This is a genomic window from Paraburkholderia tagetis (assembly GCF_022213065.1).
GTDB lineage: Bacteria > Pseudomonadota > Gammaproteobacteria > Burkholderiales > Burkholderiaceae > Paraburkholderia > Paraburkholderia tagetis.
In genome coordinates this window covers 36147-53672 of sequence record NZ_JAKLJA010000009.1, presented here as the reverse complement: position 1 = coordinate 53672, position 17526 = coordinate 36147, and the positions used below count along the sequence as shown (strand labels likewise).

At 65.8% G+C, this 17526-nt stretch carries 17 protein-coding genes; 4 read left to right on the top strand and 13 right to left on the bottom strand.

What is annotated here, in order from left to right; translation table 11 throughout:
- Nucleotides 1–35 precede the first annotated feature (35 nt).
- The 7 genes from araH to L5014_RS13595 form a co-directional block, all read right to left on the bottom strand.
- Nucleotides 36–1073, bottom strand: coding sequence for an L-arabinose ABC transporter permease AraH (araH, locus tag L5014_RS13625; protein ID WP_238464272.1), 1038 nt, complete (start codon nt 1071–1073; stop codon nt 36–38).
- 23 nt (nt 1074–1096) lie between these two features.
- On the bottom strand, nt 1097–2608 hold the full coding sequence (gene araG / locus L5014_RS13620; RefSeq protein ID WP_238464271.1) for an L-arabinose ABC transporter ATP-binding protein AraG: 1512 nt from the start codon (nt 2606–2608) through the stop codon (nt 1097–1099).
- Between the two features lie 161 nt (nt 2609–2769).
- Nucleotides 2770–3771: an arabinose ABC transporter substrate-binding protein gene (locus L5014_RS13615; protein WP_238464270.1), complete on the bottom strand. Its 1002-nt coding sequence runs from the start codon at nt 3769–3771 to the stop codon at nt 2770–2772.
- Nucleotides 3772–3946: 175 nt separating this feature from the next.
- A complete protein-coding gene (locus L5014_RS13610; protein WP_238464269.1) occupies nt 3947–4726 on the bottom strand; it encodes an SDR family oxidoreductase in 780 nt (259 codons plus the stop codon).
- Nucleotides 4723–5409 carry a 2-dehydro-3-deoxy-6-phosphogalactonate aldolase gene (locus L5014_RS13605; protein ID WP_238464268.1) on the bottom strand — a complete coding sequence of 229 codons (687 nt, stop codon included), beginning with the start codon at nt 5407–5409 and terminating at the stop codon, nt 4723–4725. The genes L5014_RS13610 and L5014_RS13605 overlap by 4 nt, the downstream gene beginning before the upstream one ends.
- Before the next feature lie 94 nt (nt 5410–5503).
- Complete coding sequence (locus tag L5014_RS13600) at nt 5504–6616, bottom strand: 2-dehydro-3-deoxygalactonokinase (RefSeq protein ID WP_238464267.1); 1113 nt, start codon at nt 6614–6616, stop codon at nt 5504–5506.
- Nucleotides 6613–7587, bottom strand: a complete 975-nt coding sequence (locus L5014_RS13595; protein WP_238464266.1) for an IclR family transcriptional regulator — start codon at nt 7585–7587, stop codon at nt 6613–6615. Before L5014_RS13595 ends, L5014_RS13600 begins: the two co-directional genes overlap by 4 nt.
- 421 nt (nt 7588–8008) lie before the next feature.
- On the opposite strand from L5014_RS13595, the gene L5014_RS13590 reads away from it, so the two are divergent.
- Both L5014_RS13590 and L5014_RS13585 read left to right on the top strand, forming a co-directional pair.
- Entirely contained in the window at nt 8009–8206 is a 198-nt protein-coding gene (locus L5014_RS13590) for a type II toxin-antitoxin system RelE/ParE family toxin (RefSeq protein ID WP_238464265.1), read from the top strand.
- Entirely contained in the window at nt 8203–8523 is a 321-nt protein-coding gene (locus tag L5014_RS13585) for a helix-turn-helix domain-containing protein (protein WP_238464264.1), read from the top strand. Before L5014_RS13590 ends, L5014_RS13585 begins: the two co-directional genes overlap by 4 nt.
- Nucleotides 8524–8580: 57 nt before the next feature.
- Here L5014_RS13585 and L5014_RS13580 read toward each other — a convergent pair whose 3' ends face one another.
- The 3 genes from L5014_RS13580 to L5014_RS13570 form a co-directional block, all read right to left on the bottom strand.
- Nucleotides 8581–8970, bottom strand: a complete 390-nt coding sequence (locus L5014_RS13580; RefSeq protein WP_028216230.1) for a RidA family protein — start codon at nt 8968–8970, stop codon at nt 8581–8583.
- Between the two features lie 111 nt (nt 8971–9081).
- Nucleotides 9082–10551 (bottom strand): N-acyl-D-amino-acid deacylase family protein, encoded by a 1470-nt coding sequence (locus L5014_RS13575; protein ID WP_238464263.1) that lies wholly within the window; start codon nt 10549–10551, stop codon nt 9082–9084.
- A 100-nt stretch (nt 10552–10651) separates the two neighbouring features.
- Complete coding sequence (locus tag L5014_RS13570; protein ID WP_238464262.1) at nt 10652–11641, bottom strand: MurR/RpiR family transcriptional regulator; 990 nt, start codon at nt 11639–11641, stop codon at nt 10652–10654.
- Nucleotides 11642–11861: 220 nt separating this feature from the next.
- Here L5014_RS13570 and L5014_RS13565 point away from each other — a divergent pair, with 220 nt between their 5' ends.
- Complete coding sequence (locus L5014_RS13565) at nt 11862–13148, top strand: amino acid deaminase (protein ID WP_238464261.1); 1287 nt, start codon at nt 11862–11864, stop codon at nt 13146–13148.
- 120 nt (nt 13149–13268) lie between these two features.
- Here L5014_RS13565 and L5014_RS13560 read toward each other — a convergent pair whose 3' ends face one another.
- Together L5014_RS13560 and L5014_RS13555 are read right to left on the bottom strand one after the other, a co-directional pair.
- Nucleotides 13269–13742 (bottom strand): MarR family winged helix-turn-helix transcriptional regulator, encoded by a 474-nt coding sequence (locus tag L5014_RS13560; RefSeq protein WP_238464260.1) that lies wholly within the window; start codon nt 13740–13742, stop codon nt 13269–13271.
- 156 nt (nt 13743–13898) lie between these two features.
- Nucleotides 13899–15494 (bottom strand): MDR family MFS transporter, encoded by a 1596-nt coding sequence (locus L5014_RS13555; protein WP_238464259.1) that lies wholly within the window; start codon nt 15492–15494, stop codon nt 13899–13901.
- Nucleotides 15495–15603: 109 nt separating this feature from the next.
- Between L5014_RS13555 and L5014_RS13550 the strand changes: the two genes are divergently transcribed.
- A complete protein-coding gene (locus tag L5014_RS13550) occupies nt 15604–16497 on the top strand; it encodes an EcsC family protein (protein ID WP_238464258.1) in 894 nt (297 codons plus the stop codon).
- On the opposite strand, the gene L5014_RS13545 is transcribed toward L5014_RS13550, so the two are convergent.
- A complete protein-coding gene (locus L5014_RS13545; RefSeq protein ID WP_238464257.1) occupies nt 16467–17525 on the bottom strand; it encodes an alpha/beta hydrolase in 1059 nt (352 codons plus the stop codon). The two genes, L5014_RS13550 and L5014_RS13545, sit on opposite strands and share 31 nt — an antisense overlap.
- Nucleotide 17526: the final 1 nt, after the last annotated feature.

Genomic DNA, 17526 nt, shown 5'->3' with positions numbered 1-17526 from the left:
TATTGGGTTCCTGATTAATCGATCGGTCGCCGGCTTCAATCGCGCGCGCCGCGATTCTTCAACTGGTCGAGCAACACCGCCGCGAGCAGGATCGCGCCGCGCACGAGGTACTGGTAAAACGCGTCGATATTGAGCAGATTCATCACGTTCTCGACCGTGCCCATGATGAGCACGCCGATCACCACACCCGAGATCGTTGCGCGTCCGCCCAGCAGCGATACGCCACCCAGCACGCACGCGGAAATCACATTCAGCTCGAAGCCTTCTGCCGCATTCGGCTGGCCCGACGTGATACGCGACGCAAGGATCACGCCCGCAAGCGCCGTTACCGCGCCCTGGATCAAGAAGATCCATACGCGCGTGCGCTCGACCTTGATGCCCGCGAGCCGCGAGGCTTCCGGATTGCCGCCGATGGCGAGCGTGTTGCGTCCGTACACGGTCTGGTTGAGCATCACGCCGAACACGATGAAGCACACGAGCGTGATCCAGATCGGCAATTGCACGCCGAACAAAGACGCCGTGCCCATCGCGATGAAGGTATCCGACGACACGCCCACGGCCTGGCCATGCGAGACGATAAAGCCCAGGCCGCGCACGATCTCCATGGTGGCGAGCGTGGTGATCAGCGCGTTGATGCGCAGATACGCGATCACCGCGCCGTTCACGAAGCCAATCGCGGCGCCCGCGGCCACGGCGGCAACGATGGCGATAAAGGTGTTGTTCGTGGCATTGAGCACCATCGCGCAGAGCACGCCCGCGAACGCGACGGTCGAGCCCACGGAAAGGTCGAAGTCGCGCGAGGCGAGACAGAACATCATCGTGCAGGCCACCATGCCGATCTGCGAGATCGACAGCGCGAGGCCGAGCATGTTCTCGATCGAGAAGAAATGATCGACGCTCAGCGACATCGTGATGAACATGATCGCGAAGATCACGATCAGGCTGTACTCGGTGATCTGCTGCCACCACTTCTGCTTGTCGCTGGTCTTGGGAATCAGCGCGTCGGCGGCGCTTTGCGCCACGCTCTTCGCTGCATCGGCGGCTTCCGCCGCCAGGTTCTCTCTGGCTTGCATTTCAGTCACTCCTCCCGGTCCATTCATGCCGCTCTCGCCTGCGCGCCTTGCGGCAGCGCGAGATCCAGCACCGCGTGTTCGCTCGCCGCGCTGCGCGGCAACGCTCCGGAAATGCGGCCTTCGCGCATGACCACGATGCGGTCCGATACGCCAAGCACCTCCGGCAATTCCGATGACACCATCACGATCGCGCAGCCGCGCGCGGCGAGCTGGTAGATCACGTTATAGATTTCGTGCTTCGCGCCGACGTCGATGCCGCGCGTGGGCTCGTCGAGAATCACCACCTTCAGGTCGGGTTCCGCGAGCCAGCGCGAAAGAATGGCCTTCTGCTGGTTGCCGCCCGAGAGAAAGCGGATCTTCTGGCGACGGCTCGGCGTCTTGATCTTCAGGAGCTTGATGAAGCGGTCGGCCGTTTCGGCTTCCTTCTTGCGATCGAGAAATATGCCCGCGCGCAGGAAGTGGCGGCGGCAACTGATGTTGATATTCTCAGATACCGTTGCCATCGCAACGATGCCTTGCTCCTTGCGATCTTCCGGACACAGCACGATGCCCTGACGAATCGCGTCGCTCGCGCTCTTCACGCGGATCGGCTTGCCGTCGAGTTCGATCTCGCCCGCGCGCCGCCGGTGCGTCCCGTAGATCAGCTGCATGAGCTCGCTGCGGCCCGCGCCCACGAGCCCGAAAAAGCCGACGATCTCGCCCGCCTTGACTTCGAAGCTGGCCGCCTCGTTGAGCGGATGCCCTTCGATGCCGCGCACCGCGAAGCGCACGTTGCCATGCTCGCGCGGCGAGTAGTTGTAGATATCGCTGATCTCGCGCCCCACCATTTCGGCCACGAGCGTCGTGCGCTTGACCTCTTCGAGCTTCTCGTGCGAGGCAATCTTGCGGCCATCGCGAAAGATCGTGCAGGCGTTGCAGAGTTCGTAAATCTCGTCCATGCGGTGCGAGATGTAGATGAGCGCACGATTGTCGGTGCGCAACTCGCGCACGAGCTTGAAGAGCACTTCCGTCTCGCGGTGCGAGAGCGAGCTCGTGGGCTCGTCGAGCGCGATCACGCGCGCATTGCGCAGCAGCGCCTTGCAGATTTCCACCATCTGGCGCTGCGCAATGGAAAGCTTGCGCAGCTTCGCGGCGGGATCGAGATCCACGCCCATCGCGGCGAGGCGCTCGCGCACGAACTTGCGCGCCTCGCCACGCCTCACCCAGCCGAGCGCGTTGGGCAGCGCGCCCAGCAGCAGATTCTCCGCGACCGTGAGGTCGGGCACGTATTGCAGTTCCTGGTGAATCACGGCGATGCCCGCGCCAATCGACGCCGCCGCATCGGCGAAGCGCATCTCGTTGCCGTCCATCAGAATGCGGCCCGAATCGGGCTGATACTCGCCGCCGAGAATCTTCAACAGCGTGGACTTGCCCGCACCGTTCTCGCCCATCAAGCCATGCACTTCGCCCGCGTGCACGTCGAACGACACGCCGTCGAGCGCGCGCACGCCGGGAAACACCTTGCCGATATTGTCAAAACGCAGTGTCGCTGACACTTCGGTTTCCTCTCGATCAATTCACTGCGGATTCGCCGCGCGCGGCCGGTGCGCGCTTCGTTCACTTTGCTCGCGCACCGGCCGCCTTGCAGCGGGAAGCCCGTCAAACCCCTTCCTTCACGCGATGACACCATCCGGTGACACGCGGTGACTCCGCGCCCTTACTTCGAAGCGAGACCCATCTGCTCGCGCACCTGGCCCACGTTGTCGCGCGTCGCCAGCATGCCGGTCGTGAGCGTGAGCATCGGCGGGGTCTTGCCCTGTGTGATCCACGCGTACATGAGCTCCGAGGTCTCTTCGCCGTGGCGCTTCGGGCTGATGATGACCGTGCCGTAGAAGCCCGTGCGCTCCGGCTTCTTGAACTCGTTGAGCGCCGAGTCCGAGCCGCCGATGCCGATGCCGATCATGTTGTCGGCCTTGAAGCCGCGGCCTTCCGCGGCGCGCACCGCACCCAGCACGGCTTCGTCGTTCAGGCCGTACGCCACCCAGTGCTTGAACTGCGGGTTCTTGGTGAGCGCGATGTTGGCGGCGTTGAAGGCGTTTTCCGTGTCGGTCTTCGCCTGCGGCGCGGCAATGATGTTGGCCTTCGGGAAGCCCGCGGCCACGAGCGCGTCGGTCGCGCCCGTCGTGCGGTCGTGCGCGGTCGGCAACTGCTCGTAGGTCACATCGATAGCGCCCACGTCCTTCATGTCCCAGCCACGCTTCTTGATCTCGGCGGCGATGCCGTCGCCCACCTGCTTGCCGATGTTGTAAGCGGAGATGCCCATGTGCGGCACGGCTTCGATCGGCTTGCCCGCGCCGTCGACGAGGCGGTCGTCCACGGTCATCATCTTGAGCTTGTCGGCCTTGGCCTTGGCGACGATGCCCGGCCCGAGCTTCACGTCGGGCGTGCAGATGATGAAGCCCTGGGCCTTTTGCGCCGCGAGGTTGTCGATCGCGCTCATGACCTTCTCGCCCGAAGGCGCGCCGATCTTCACGAGCGTGAAGCCGTCTTTCTTGGCAGCCGTCTCGGCGAACTTCCATTCGTCCTGGAACCACGGCTCTTCGGGCTGCTTCACGAGAAAGCCGATCTTGACCGGTTCGGCGGCCTGCGCAACGGGCGCCTGTGCAAGCACGGCGGTCGTCGCGGCGGCCAACAGCGTGAGGAAAATCCTGCGTTGCATGGTGTCAGTCTCCTGTCTTCTTCAGTCACGGGAAGGTGGCGGCCGCCTTTTTTCTTCATCCGCCCGCGCGCGGCCAGCGCTGCGGCGAAAGTGCTGCGTGTTCTTGCCTTCGTGCTGCTCGGTGCTGCTGCTCGGTGCTGCTGTCGTTGCCGTTATCAGTACTACCAGGCTTGCTTCACTCGTGGTGCAGCGCCGTGCGCCCGCCATCGATCGTGATGCAGCTCGCGTTGATGAACGGCGCCTCGTCCGAGGCGAGGAACACAGCCGTCATCGCCACTTCCTCCGGCCGGCCGATGCGCTTCATCGGCGGCAATTCGAGCGTCGCGCGGCGCGCCGCCTCGCGGTCGGGCTGCGCGTTCCACCAGTCGTGCGTGAGCTGCGTCTCGATGTAGCCCGGCGCGATCGCGTTTACGCGCACGTTCCTCGGCGCATATTCGATGCCGAGCGCGCGCGTGAGGCCAATCACGCCGTGCTTGGCGACCGGGTACGGAAAGCAGCCCGGAATGATCTGGAACGCGTGCGTCGAGGCGATATTCACGATGCTGCCCGCGCGGCGCTCGACCATACCCGGCAGCACGGCGCGGCAACCGTTCCAGACGCCGTCCAGATCGACGGCGAAGCAGCGGCGCCAGTCTTCGTCGGTCATGGTGAGCGGATCGGCGAACACGTTGATGCCGGCGTTGTTCACGAGCACGTCGACGGGGCCGAACGCTCGCTCGGCCTCCGCCACGGCCGCTTGCACCGACGCGGCTTGCGTGACGTCGGTGGGGATGGCGAGCGTGCGTGCGCCTGGCTGGGTCTGCGCGATTTCGCGCGCCGTCGCCTCGGCCGCCGCGCCGTCGAGTTCGGCGATCACAACCGCCGCACCCTCGGTCGCGAACGCACGCGCGATCGCGGCACCAATGCCGCGTCCCGCGCCGGTCACGAGCGCGACCTTGCCCGCCAGCCGGTTCATGCCTTCGCTCCTTGCGCACTTTGCGTTGCGCTCCATCCCGCGATGAACGCGAGCGCGTTCGCGCGCGTTGCCGCCACGTCCTGGCCCGGCTTGTAGAGCGCGGAGCCGAGGCCGAAGCCGCTCGCGCCCGCCGCGAGTTGCGGCCCCATGTTGTCCGGCTTCACGCCGCCCACGGGCAGAAGCGGCACGACGCCGGGAATCACCGCGCGCCACGCCTTCGTCACCTCCGGGCCCAGTTGCTCGGCGGGAAACATCTTGAGCGCGTCGGCGCCGCATTTGAGCGCGGCGAACGCTTCAGTCGGCGTCGCCACGCCCGGCACGCACGCGAGGCCTTGCAGTTTGGCCGCGAGAATCACGTCGGTGTCCGCGTGCGGCATCACGATCAACTCGCCGCCCGCGGCCTTCACGTCGCGCACGCGCTCGGTCGTGAGCACCGTGCCCGCGCCGACCATGACGTCGGCGGGCATCGCCGCGCGTAGCGCCGCGATGCTCTCGAGCGGCGACGGCGAATTGAGCGGCACTTCGATGACCCTGAAGCCCGCCTCGTAGAGCGCGCGGCCATGATCGGCAGCCTCGGCGGGCTTGATGCCGCGCACGATTGCGATCATCCGGCACGCGCCGAATGCCGCCATGAAGCCCGCGTGAGGCGTGTATGGAGCGGGCAAATTCAATTCGGGTTCCATCGTGCTAGTCCTGTGGTTTGCGTTCTGCGCGTCATGCACACCTGGCGCGTTCCGCGCCGCTCTGTCGCTCAAGCCGATCGGGCCGTTCAGCCGCTCAGACCGTTTGGTCCGTCCTGTCCGATGCGACGACGAGGCCCGCGCGCACCGCGATGCGCCACAGCCCGCGCTCGGTCGCCCGATGCACAATCTGCGCACCGCCGCAGCCAAACTGCGCGAGCGCGAGCCGATAGCGCTCGCACAGCGCATCGGCGCCGATCAGCCGCGGCGCGCATGCGGCCAGCTCCACGTCGCGGCGCGCGAGCACTGCTTCGAGCCCCGCCAGCTCGTGACCGATCAGGAGGCCCGATAGATAGTCGGGCTGCTCGTCGGCGGCCAGTTGATCGGTGAGGCCGAGCGTGCGCGTGCTGAACGCCGTCGCCAGCACGCCCGCACAACCGTGTTCGCGCGCCACCGTCACGCCGCGCACGAACGCCGCCGTATCGGGCGCGACGGGCCGCTTCATCGTGCGGCCGAGGATCGTGTGTGCGGTGAGCACCGCGTAGACCTCGCCCGTCATGAAGGTGTAGAAGCGCGCAATGCGTGCCCCCTCCACCATCACCCATTTCGCGTGCGTGCCAGGCAGGCCGATCAGCGCCGGCTGTGTCGCTGCCTGTGTCGCTGTCTGTGTCGCTGTCTGTGTCCCTACCTGCGCCGCCGGTTGACTCACTGGCGCCGCATCCGCGCCACCCTGCGCGCCGAGCGCTCCAAAGATCTGCGTTTCCTCGCCGCGCATCACGTTGGGCAACGCGCCCGGCTCCAGCACGCCCGGCACCACGGCCATCTCCACGCCACTGGCGGCGCGCACCTTGACGATGCCGGCCACGAGCGCGTCCTCGCCCGCGGGCGTTTCCACATATGGCGCCTGCACCCAGCCCTGCGCACTGCCGACCATGCCCGCCGCGAGCACCGGCAGCACGCCCGCCTGTGCGAGCCACACGCCGCAGGCCTCGTCGAATGCGGCATCGAAGCCGCCCTCTTCGGCCGGCACCGGCAGATTCATGATCCCTGCCGTCGAGATGCGCGTGTCGAGCACCTCGCCCGCCGCATCGAAGAGATACGCGCGCAACGAAGTCGTGCCCCAGTCGAGCGCGATAAGCACGGCCTGCTTCGCGCGGGCGGCGTCCTGCTTGCCCGGTTCCCCGTGAGCTGCTGTCGTGCGCGCGGTCATCGGCGGATCCTGCGCGTTGTGGGCTGCGGCACACGCCAGCCGAGTTCCTGCGAAATCGCGCGCGCCTCGCGCTGCACGACCGGAATCAACTCGTCCATGCGTTCGAGCGGCATATAGGGAATCGTGCTCGCCACCGAAAGCGCCGCCACGATCGCCCCCGACGCGTCGCGCACCGGCGCGGCCACGCAGCGGATCGAAATTTCGTTTTCCTCAAGATCGAACGTGTAACCGCCTGCCGAGTACGTGGCCATGCGCTTGAGGAAGGTGTCGGGATCGAGATTGTGATCGGGGCGAAAGCTCACGCCCGCGAGCGCGCGACGCGACGCCTCGAACAAATCGCGCCAGGACTGCGGCGTGAGGTCGAGCATCATCGCCTTGCCGATGCCCGTGGACGCGAGCGGCATGCGATGCCCCACGCGCGAGCGCATTTCAAGGCCGCGCTGGCCGGGAATCTTGTCGATGTAGAGCACGTCGTCGCCGTCGCGCACGCCCAGGTGGATCGTGTCGAGCGTCGCCTCGGCGAGCGCTTCGAGGTGCGTGCGCGCCACGGCCGTGAGCGGCATCTGCTCGAGCGCGATCGTGCCGAGCTCGATGAGCTTGGGTCCTAGCAGATAGCCGCCCTGCACCTGGCGCAGGTAACGCGCCTGCACGAGGCTCGAAACGAGCCGGTGCGTGGTGCTGCGCGTCGTGCCGAGCACGGCGCCGAACGAGCGCAGATCGCGCACACCGGCAGCAGCGGCTTCGAGAATGGCGAGGCCGCGCAAGAGCGTCTGCGTGCCGGCTTGTGCCGAGCCGTCGAGCAGCGCGCCCGGCAAGCCGACGATTTCGTCAGCGCCGGCGCGCGATTTGGCTTGCGGCTGCGCGCGGCCAGTGGCCGCCCCCGCCGGAGCGGCTGCGGCGGATTGAGCGGCTGACGTGTCTTCGGCGCTCGCGAAGCGCTCGGCCAAATTCGGGGACATCGCTTTATTCATGGCGAGGTCGATCAGAAAGACGGGGATAAACGCACGGCGTCGAACGACAGCCTGCGGGCCATGTGCGCAAAGCAAGGGCGCGCTTTCGCGCGTGACGGCGGACGGCACGAGGCCGCGCACTTCGCGGGCTGGAACATGGCTGACGTCTCCGATTTGCCCGCTGGAACGCTTGTCTTGCGCGGCCGCGGGCTTTTGTCTGGATTGAGCCGACTTGCACTCGGTACGCGCTTGTCTGGAGCGCGTGGCGCGTCATGTCGGATGGTTCGGATTGTAGGTCGATCTTTCCGCGATCTCCAATATGTGATTGGGTCGCTCAAATATTGGGAATTTCACTTGGCCGGATGGCCAACGGGGCTGCGAAGTGCGTTGGCGCTTGATGCAATCGGGGGCGCAAACACCCGTTCATTCGGAGACTTGAGCCATGTCATTCCTGGCTTTCGCTGGGCGGCTTACCCTCCGGAGGACATATAAAATTTTGTATAACATCAGCGATGTAAAGCCAGTGGCCGTTCACGTGCTGCACTGCTTCAAGAAGAAAACGGAAAAGACGGCGTTCACCGACCTTTCCCTCGCCAGGCAGCGTTATCGCGCTGCCATCAAACAGGAGCACGAACCGTGAAGACTCAGCAGTTCGACAGCGTTTGGGACGCCATCGAAGACACGCCCGAAGCCGCGCAAAACATGACGCTGCGCAGCGATCTGATGATCGCACTCGAGGAATACATCAAGCGCAACACGATGAGCCAGGCGCAGGCGGCCCAGCTTTTTGGCGTGACGCAGCCGCGCGTGTCAGATCTCGTGCGCGGCAAGATCGAGTTGTTCTCGCTCGACTCGCTCATCAACATGGCCGTGGCCGCCGGCATGAAGATCGAGTTGCGTATCACGCAAGGCACGCCGCGCGGTGGCGGCGCGAATAACAAAACAGCCGCCAGATAACCCGGCAGCCGTTTCTTCCCCTTTTGTGCAGCGCTCTCGCGCCACGCCAACCAGCCCTTACTTCCCGGCCGGCGCCTTATACGCGACGCAATCGACCTCGACCTTGCAGTCCACCACCATGCTCGACTGTACGCAGGCGCGTGCCGGCGGATGCTCGCCGAAGTATTCGCGGAACACCTTGTTGAACGACTGGAAGTCACGCGCGTCGTCGAGCCAGACGCCGCAGCGCACCACGTGCTCCGCGCCATAGCCGGCTTCCTTGAGGATGGCGAACAAATTCTGAATGGCCTTGTGCGATTGCTCGACGATGCCGCCGTTGATCACCTCGCCGCCTTCCATCGGCGTCTGGCCCGAGACGTACAGCCAGCCGTCGGCTTCCACCGCGCGCGCGAACGGCAGATGTTGTCCGCCCTGGCCCTTGCCGCCTTCCGCTCCAATTCGTTTCATCGTTTGCTCCTTTGAGTTCGTGCGGTGCATGCGGCTTCGCGACTGACGCCGGATGCCGCGCACGCCTGGTGGTCGAAATTCTGTTTGCGTAAAAAACCCAGTACGCGTTGCTTAGAACACCTGCGCATCGCGCGTACCTCGCGCGACGAAGTGTCCCGCGCTGTCGCCCGTCGGCTGGCCGTCGCGGTACGAAAGCACACCGTTCACCCACACCGCGTCGATGCCTTCGGCCACTTGCTGCGGCTTCTCGAAGGTCGCGGCGTCGCGCACCTTCGCGGGATCGAACAGCACGAGGTCGGCGTGCCAACCCACATGCACCTCGCCGCGCTGAGTGAGGCCAAAGCGCCGCGCCGATAAACCCGTCATCTTGCGCACTGCCTCTTCGAGCGGCAGCAGCGCCACGTCGCGCGCGTAATGCCCCAGCACGCGCGGAAACGCGCCCCACAGGCGCGGATGCGGCAGCGGGTCGTTCGGCAGGCCGTCCGAGCCCACCATCGTCATCGGATGCGAGAGGATGCGGCGCACATCGTCCTCGGACATGTTGTGATAGACCGCGCCCGCCGGCTGCAGGCGCTTGCCGGCCTCCTGCTGCGAGACGCCCCATTCGGCCGCGATGTCCTTGATGAGCTTGCCCGCCTGCTCGGGATGCGGCGTCGACCACGTGATCGTGATGTCGATGTCGCCCGTCACCTGCTTGAGGTCGAGCGTGGACGAGCTGCGGCTGTATGGATAGCAGTCGCAACCCACCGGCTGATACTTGCGCGCGCCTTCGAGCGACGCGAGCACTTCCGTGCTGCGCCCCCAGTTCGACGGGCCCGCACACTTCAGGTGCGAAATGACGACCGGTACGCGTGCATGCTTGCCGATGTGATACGCCTCCTCCATAGCCTCGAGGATGGCGTCGAACTCGGTGCGCATATGCGTCGTGTAGAGCGCGCCGGCGACGGCGAGCGGTTCGGCGAGCGAGGCGACTTCCTCGGTCGATGCCGCAAAGGCGTTGCCATAGGCGAGCCCGGTGGAGAGCCCAAGCGCGCCATGGGCGAGCGCCTCTTCGAGTTGCGCACGCATCGCTGCGATCTCGTCGCCGGTGGCGGCGCGCTTGAGATCGTCCATGTGGTTGTTGCGCAGCGCCGTATGGCCGATCAGCGCACCCACGTTCACCGCCGGCTTCGCGCCGTTCACGGCGTCCACGTAGGCGGCGAACGTCGGATACTGGAACGCGTCGCGCTCGCCGAGCAGGTTCATCGGATCGGGGGGCTCACCCTTGAGCGACACCGGCGAAGCGCTGATCCCGCAATTGCCGACGATCACCGTGGTCACGCCCTGACTGATCTTCGGCAACATCTGCGGCGAGCGGATCACATGCGTGTCGTCGTGCGTGTGGACGTCGATAAAGCCCGGCGCGAGCGCACGCCCATTGGCCTCGATCACGTCCTCCGCGAGCCAGTTCGACAGATTGCCGATGGCGACGATGCGGCCATCGCGCAGCGCGACATCGCGCTCGACGCTCGGCGCGCCCGTGCCGTCGTAGAGCGTTGCGCCGACGATCAGGGTATCTGCAGCTTCCGGATGCGAATGCATGGCTTGAGTCTCCTGTCGATACCGCGCTTAAGCGGTTCTGTTCAAAGTTATCGATACGGGGTGCGTGCTTCAGACCTTACCCCGTTCCCATGCAAAGCGATCAATCGCCGAGCGGCTGGCGCTGGCCGCCGCGCCCGGCCGTGCCGCGATGCGCGTCGAGCGTGAGCTTCATGCGGCGCAGCAATTCGCGGCTCGCTTCGGGCTGCGTGAGCGCCAGTTCCGTCACGAGCACATCGAGCGCCATCATCATCGCGTATCGCGACGACGAAGGTTTGTAAATGAAATCGGTCTCGCTCGCGACGAGCGGCACGAGCCAGTCGGCGAGCGCCGCGAGCGGCGACGCCGGCGCGGTAAGCGCAATCAGCTTCGCGCCGTAATCGCGCGCGATGCGGCACGCGTCGAGCAACTCGGGCACGCGCCCTGTTACCGAAAGCGCGACGACCACGCAATCGGGCGAGAGCGTGCTCGCGACCATGCGTTGCAGCAGACTGTCCTGATACGACGCAACGGGGCGACCGAGGCGCACGAGGCGAAAGCGCATTTCGTCGGCGAGCGCGCTGGAGCCGCCGCCCATGCCGAACACATAGATCATGCGCGCCTGGGCCAGCGCGGCAGCGGCCTCGGCAAACGGCGCCTGGCGCAGTAACTCGTGATTGCGCGCGAGCGCGGCATGGATTTCTTCGTAGACGCGCGTGGCGAGCACGTCCTCGGAAGGCGCCGAAGACGTTGCCGAAGACGAAGCCGGCGCATCACCGGCACGACGCTTCCGAAGGCCAGCCTTGCCCGCGTCCCGGCTGCCGCCGTCTTCCTGGGCGGCGCGCAAAAACCGCTCGCCCACGGCAGCGGCCTGGGCGAGCCGCAGCTTGAGTTCGCGCACGTCGTGGCAGCCCACCGCCTTCGCGAAGCGCGTGACGGAGGCGATGCTCACGCCCGCGCGCTGCGCCAGTTCGCCGATGCTGGCGCGGGCGGCAGCGGCGAGGTCGTCGAGAATCAGAGCGGCGACGTCGCGCTCGGCCGGACGCAGATCCGGCACGCATTGCGCAATGCGGGCGACGATATCGAAACGTCCTGGTTCGGCGGCTGAGTTCATGAGGGGCGTGCGAGGCTCAGAGCAGTAAGTGGCCACATGCGTGGACAAATAAACGGGCAGACCGACGGGCAGATAAACAGGCTGCGAGAGTCTGTTAATAAATAACATTTCCCGTACAGATGGTACTTTGTGTACTATCTCCAAGTCAACGCCGAACCTGCAATGCGTGCGCGGTTTCCTTGCAGGCAGGCGCAATGGAGAGTAGATGGAGCGAACGGAAATGAAAGTTACAAACTATCAGAGCGCAACGATCGACCCGAACAGCAAGGGCCTCGGCAACCTGCCGGGCGCGAGCGTCCCGCTGGGAGACGCGGCGCGCCTCGAGTGGAATCTGCTCGCCGAAGACGTGAGCCTGCCGGCGGCCGTGCTGTACGCCGAGCGCGTCGAACACAACCTCAAATGGATGCAGGACTTCGTCACGCGCTACGGTGTGAAGCTCGCGCCGCACGGCAAGACCACGATGGCGCCGCAGCTCTTTCGCCGCCAGATCGAAACCGGCGCGTGGGGCATCACGCTCGCCACCGCGCACCAGACGCGCGCCGCGTATCGCGGCGGCATCTCGCGCGTGTTGATGGCAAACCAGCTCGTGGGCCGCCACAACATGGCGATCATCGCAGAACTGCTGAGCGACCCCGACTTCGAGTTTTTGTGTCTCGTCGACTCGGTGGAGGGCGTCGAGCAACTGGGCGAATTCTTCCGCGCCTCAAAGCGCACGCTGGAGGTGCTGCTCGAACTGGGCGTGCCGCGCGGGCGCACTGGCGTGCGCGATTCGGACACGCGTCGCGCCGTGCTCGACGCGATCGCGCGCTATCCGGACTCGCTCAAGCTCGCGGGCGTGGAAATCTATGAGGGCATCCTCAAGGAAGAAAGCGAAGTGCGCACCTTCCTGCGCGACGCCCTCAACGTGACCGAGGAACTGGCCGCGGCGGGCCGCTTCTCGCGCTCGCCCGCGCTGCTCTCGGGCGCGGGATCGGCGTGGTACGACGTGGTGGCCGAGGAATTCTCGAAGGCCGCGCAGGCCGGCACGATCGACGTCGTGCTGCGCCCCGGCTGCTATCTCACGCACGACGTGGGCGTCTATAAGCAGGCGCAGTCGCAAATCCTCACACGCAATCCGGTCGCGCGCGAGATGGGCGTGGCGCTCCTGCCGGCGCTACAGTTGTGGGCCTATGTGCAGTCGATTCCGGAGCCGGGCCGCGCGATCGTCGGCTTCGGCAAGCGCGACGCCGCGTTCGATGCGGGCTTTCCCGAGCCGACGCGCCACTATCGCCCTTCGCGTGACAGTGGCAGCATGCCGCGCGAAATCGCCGCAAACGAGGGCTGGGCAGTCTTCCAGATGATGGATCAGCACGCCTATCTGCAGATTCCAGCTGGCGCGGATCTCAAGGTCGGCGACATGATCGGCTTCGATATTTCGCACCCCTGCCTCACGTTCGACAAGTGGCGCCAGGTGCTGATGGTCGACGGACAGTATCGCGTGACGGAAGTGATCGAAACGTTCTTCTGATCGTTCTGTTCGCTTTGCAGTTTGCTTCGCAGTTCGTTTTGCAGTTTGCTTGGTAGTCCGCTTCGCAGCTCGATCCAGGGCGGATGCACGGCGGCCAGGCTCTCGCAGTCTGGCCGCGTTTTATTCGCGTCCTTCCTTCGCTTCTATGCTGGCGGCTGCATCGGCTTGCGCCACCGCCACGCCGATGCGCTCCTCCATCATCCGCAATGCGCTCGACAGCGCCATGAGCGCATCGTCGGGCAGCGACATCGTCTGGTTCAGGAACGCATTGCGCCGCGGCATGCCCGCCTCGACAGCGTCGTGCCCCGCCTGCGTGAGCTGGACATTGGTAATGCGGTTGTCGCGCGCGTCGGCGCTGCGCGCGATCCAGCCCAGCGCCTCCAGCGGCTTCAGTTGCCGCGTGAGCGCGCCCGGATCCACGCGCAGACGCTCGACGAGTCGCTTCTGCGACGACTCGCCATTCTGCTCATGCAACGCGATCAAAATGCGCCAGCGCGGCAACGGATGCCCCACCTGCGCCTCGAACGCCGACATGAACGTGCGATAAGTCCGTCCGAACTGCTGGACAATGGCGACGCGGTCCTGTGTTTCCATACTGTGTTCCTGCCTGTCTTCCTGTCTCTGGCAGCGTGGCCTTGCGTGCCTCACCGTCTTTTTCCGCCTGCCGTGCCGATTGTCCCTGGCGTGCCCACCGTGCCTGTCGTATCGATCAGACCGCCAGCCGCGCGAATCCCAAGGCGCGGCGCGTGCTCAATCGGCGTGAATCACGGGCTCGACCTTGCGTTGCAGCTTGACGGGCGGCACGCGCCGCGTCTGCCAGATCGACACGACCGCGACCGCCGCGGCCACCGCGATGCCCAGATGAATCGCGCCCACCAGCGCCTCGCGCGCGGCTTCGAGCAGCGGCGCGCCATTGTGCCCGGCCTTCGCGAGTTCGCCAACGAGCACATGCTGCGCGTCGCGGTTGATGAGAATCTGCGGGTCAGCGAGTTGGGCGAACCAGTGCGTTGCGTGATCGGCGTCCAGCGCCTTTTGCACGCCGCTCGTGTAAAGCTGCGTGACCATCGTGCCCGTGAGCGCCGTGCCGAACATCCCGCCGATCATGCGCAGCGACTGCAGCAGCGCCGTAGCGATACCCAGATGCTCGCGGCCCGCGGTCTGCTGCGCGAACACGGTGAGGTTCGGCATCACGAAGCCAAGCCCGATGCCGCCCACGATCATGAGCGCCATCAGCAGCGAGCGCGGCGCGTTGTGTGTGGCGAGCGCGACCCCGAAGCACGCGAACGCCAGCATCGAAAAGCCGATGTAGAGCATCCGGTTCGGGTTGCGGATGCGTGAAACGATGCGCCCGTTCGCGATGCTGCCGATCGTGATGAACACCACGAGCGGCGTGATGACCATGCCCGCCTCGTTCGGCGTCATGCCGAAGCCGCCCTGGAACAGCAGCGGCGCGTAGAACAGCAGCGAGAACATTGTGAAGCCGCCCAGCACCGCCAGCGTGAAGAGCGCGTTGAGGCTCGCGTTGCGAAACATGTCGACGGGCAGAATCGCCTGCGGGCAGCGCCGCTCCCAGTGCCACAGCGCCCAGCCCGACGCTGCCGCCAGCGCGAGCAGGCCGAGCGAGAAAAACGTCACGCCGTGCTGCGACAGTCGCTCGACGAACAGTTGCAGGCTGCCGAGCGCCACGGCAATGAGCAGCGCGCCGGGCCAGTCGAGCCGCATGCGCTCCTTGTGCGCGACATGACGCAGGTGCGGCAGATAGCGCCAGACGAAGAACAGCGAAAGCAGCCCGACCGGCAGATTCACGTAAAACACCGAACGCCAGCCGTAATACTGCGTGAGAAAGCCGCCGAGCGACGGCCCCACCGCGTTGGCGATGCCGAACGCCGAGCTCATCAGCACCTGCCACTTCAGGCGCACGACCGAATCGGGAAAGAGATCGGGGATGCAGGCGAACGCGGTGCCCACCAGCATGCCGCCACCGATGCCCTGAAGGCCGCGGGCAAGCACGAGGAACATCATGCTGTTGGCCGCGCCGCACAGCACGGAAGCGCCGGTGAAGACGACGATCGACGCAATCACGAACGGCTTGCGCCCGTAATAGTCGCCGAGGCGGCCGAAAATGGGGACGGTGATAACCGAGGTAAGCAGGTAGGACGTGGCGACCCACGCGTAAAGCTCGAAGCCGCGCAGCTCAGCGACGATGGTCGGCAGCGCGGTACCGACAACGGTCTGGTCCAGCGCAACCAGCATGCTCACGAAGGAAATGCCGAGCATCGCCATCAGCGATTCCCGGAACGGCAGCACCTGCCCGCTCGAATGATGTGCGGCAGTACGGACGGCCATTTTTGATCCTGCAATGATTGATACGTCAAGGATTCAAAATCATAGCACGATGTGATCCTCTACACTGGGCGTGGAGCAGCGTTCGCCGAACCGTTTTCCCGGGAGATTTATGGGGTCATATTCTGATTTTTCCGAAGCCGATCTTGCCGCGCTCAGGCGCGCAAAGCACGAGCTGGAAACGCCGCCGCTCGGCATGAAGCTCGCCGCGATCGTGGGCGCGCCGGTCGAGAAGCTGATCGCGAAGCTGCCCGCCGTGGCGAACGACAAGGTCACCGACGCGACCCAGGCTGCACTGCGCAAATGTCTGCAGCTTGCGCTCAAGACACTCGGCAAACCGAGCGAGGGCGCGCTGGAGGTCGCCGGGGCCGCCGCACCGGCGGGATCGACGCAAATCTCGGCACAAGCCGCCAGGCAGGGAGAAAAGCAGGCTGCGAAGCCGAGCAACCTGCTGCACAAGTTCGCCGTCGCCACCACGGGTGCGGCGGGCGGCGCGTTCGGCCTGTTCGCGCTGCCGGTGGAGCTCCCCGTCACCACGACGCTGATGTTCCGCTCGATCTGCGACATCGCGCGCAGCGAAGGCGAAGACCTCGCGAGCGCCGACACCCAGCTCCAGTGCCTGACCGTATTCGGCATGGGTGGACGCTCGCCCGCCGACGACGAAGCCGAGTTCGGCTATTTCATCGTGCGCGGCGCCCTTGCGCAGGCGGTATCGAAAGCATCGTCGGAGATGGCGACCAAGGGCTTCGCCGCGCACGGCTCGACTGCGTTGCTCAAGCTCATGCAGACCGTGGCCGCGCGCTTTTCCGTGCAGGTCAGCGAGCAGGTGGCGGCGAAGTCGATTCCGGCCATCGGCGCGGTGCTCGGCGCCATGGTGAACACGGTGTTCATCGATCACTTCCAGAACGTCGCGCACGGCCATTTCACCGTGCGCAGACTCGAGCGCCGCTACGGCGAGGCCGCCGTGCACGCGGCCTACGACGGAATCGACGTTGCGCTCGACTGAGCCGTTCGCTGTGCGCCCGACGGTGCGCTCGACGGCGCACTAGACAAAGCGCCCGCCCCGGAGCCCGCTTGCGCATGCACCGCTCGCTGCGCGCGAGCGGTATCGTCGCCCATCGTCACCCGCTTCACGAAACGTGCGGAGTCGTCGAGCGCGCGCCGCGCCTCGGGCATGAACGGTGCGTAAATCGGCCAGACATGCGGTAGGTCGTGCCCAATCTCGCACTCGACGCTTACGCCTGCGGCACGTGCGCGCTCCGCAACCCGACGCGTATCGTCGAGCAGCGTCTCGGTGCTGCCTGCCAGCATGAAAAGCGGCGGCAAACCGTGGAGATCGGCGTAAAGCGGCGAGGCATAAGGATCGGTGGCGCTCGCCTCGCCCACGTAAAGCCGCGCAACGCGCGCGAACACGTCGCCGCAGAACATCGGGTCGCGCCCGTCGTTTTCGCGAATCGAGGCGCCCGTGGCCGCCAGATCAGTCCACGGCGAGTAGAGCACCACGCCGGCCGGCAGCGGATCGCCGGCGTCGCGCAATGCGACGAGCGTGGCAAGCGCGAGCCCGCCGCCCGCCGAATCGCCCGCGATCACGAGCGACTGCGCGCGCACACCATCGGCCAGCAAGCGCCGGTAAGCCGCCAGGGCGTCGTCGAGCGCAGCCGGAAACGGATGCTCGGGCGCAAGTCGATAGTCGAGCGAAAAGAGATCGGCCTCGGCGCGCGTCGCAAGGCCGAACGTGATTGCACGGTGCGTCTTCGGCGAACAGAAGTAGTAACCGCCACCGTGCAGATAGAGAATTGTGCGCGGCGCCCCGCCCTCGCGCACGAGCCATTCGCCACGCGATGGAGCATCGCAAGCGTCATGGGCGGTGGCGGCGCGATACTGCTCACGCAATTGCCAACCCTTGGGTACCTGAGGCAGCCACACACGCTTCGCGGTTTGCGCGCGCACCCGTGCGACGTCGATGGGTCCGCGCGTCGCCGGAAGAAAGCTGCGGCGCAAGAACCAGCAGATCAACCTGCTTTGCAAACTCATG

Coding starts and splice junctions, on each gene's coding strand:
- L5014_RS13605 (WP_238464268.1), bottom strand. CDS start 5,409: ATGGAACCCGAATTGAATTTGCCCGCTCCATACACGCCTCACGCGGGC.
- L5014_RS13575 (WP_238464263.1), bottom strand. CDS start 10,551: ATGCATTCGCATCCGGAAGCTGCAGATACCCTGATCGTCGGCGCAACG.
- L5014_RS13570 (WP_238464262.1), bottom strand. CDS start 11,641: ATGAACTCAGCCGCCGAACCAGGACGTTTCGATATCGTCGCCCGCATT.
- L5014_RS13590 (WP_238464265.1), top strand. CDS start 8,009: ATGTCATTCCTGGCTTTCGCTGGGCGGCTTACCCTCCGGAGGACATAT.
- L5014_RS13610 (WP_238464269.1), bottom strand. CDS start 4,726: ATGAACCGGCTGGCGGGCAAGGTCGCGCTCGTGACCGGCGCGGGACGC.
- L5014_RS13595 (WP_238464266.1), bottom strand. CDS start 7,587: ATGAATAAAGCGATGTCCCCGAATTTGGCCGAGCGCTTCGCGAGCGCC.
- L5014_RS13545 (WP_238464257.1), bottom strand. CDS start 17,525: ATGAGTTTGCAAAGCAGGTTGATCTGCTGGTTCTTGCGCCGCAGCTTT.
- L5014_RS13560 (WP_238464260.1), bottom strand. CDS start 13,742: ATGGAAACACAGGACCGCGTCGCCATTGTCCAGCAGTTCGGACGGACT.
- L5014_RS13555 (WP_238464259.1), bottom strand. CDS start 15,494: ATGGCCGTCCGTACTGCCGCACATCATTCGAGCGGGCAGGTGCTGCCG.
- araH (WP_238464272.1), bottom strand. CDS start 1,073: ATGCAAGCCAGAGAGAACCTGGCGGCGGAAGCCGCCGATGCAGCGAAG.
- L5014_RS13580 (WP_028216230.1), bottom strand. CDS start 8,970: ATGAAACGAATTGGAGCGGAAGGCGGCAAGGGCCAGGGCGGACAACAT.
- L5014_RS13550 (WP_238464258.1), top strand. CDS start 15,604: ATGGGGTCATATTCTGATTTTTCCGAAGCCGATCTTGCCGCGCTCAGG.
- L5014_RS13615 (WP_238464270.1), bottom strand. CDS start 3,771: ATGCAACGCAGGATTTTCCTCACGCTGTTGGCCGCCGCGACGACCGCC.
- L5014_RS13600 (WP_238464267.1), bottom strand. CDS start 6,616: ATGACCGCGCGCACGACAGCAGCTCACGGGGAACCGGGCAAGCAGGAC.
- L5014_RS13565 (WP_238464261.1), top strand. CDS start 11,862: ATGAAAGTTACAAACTATCAGAGCGCAACGATCGACCCGAACAGCAAG.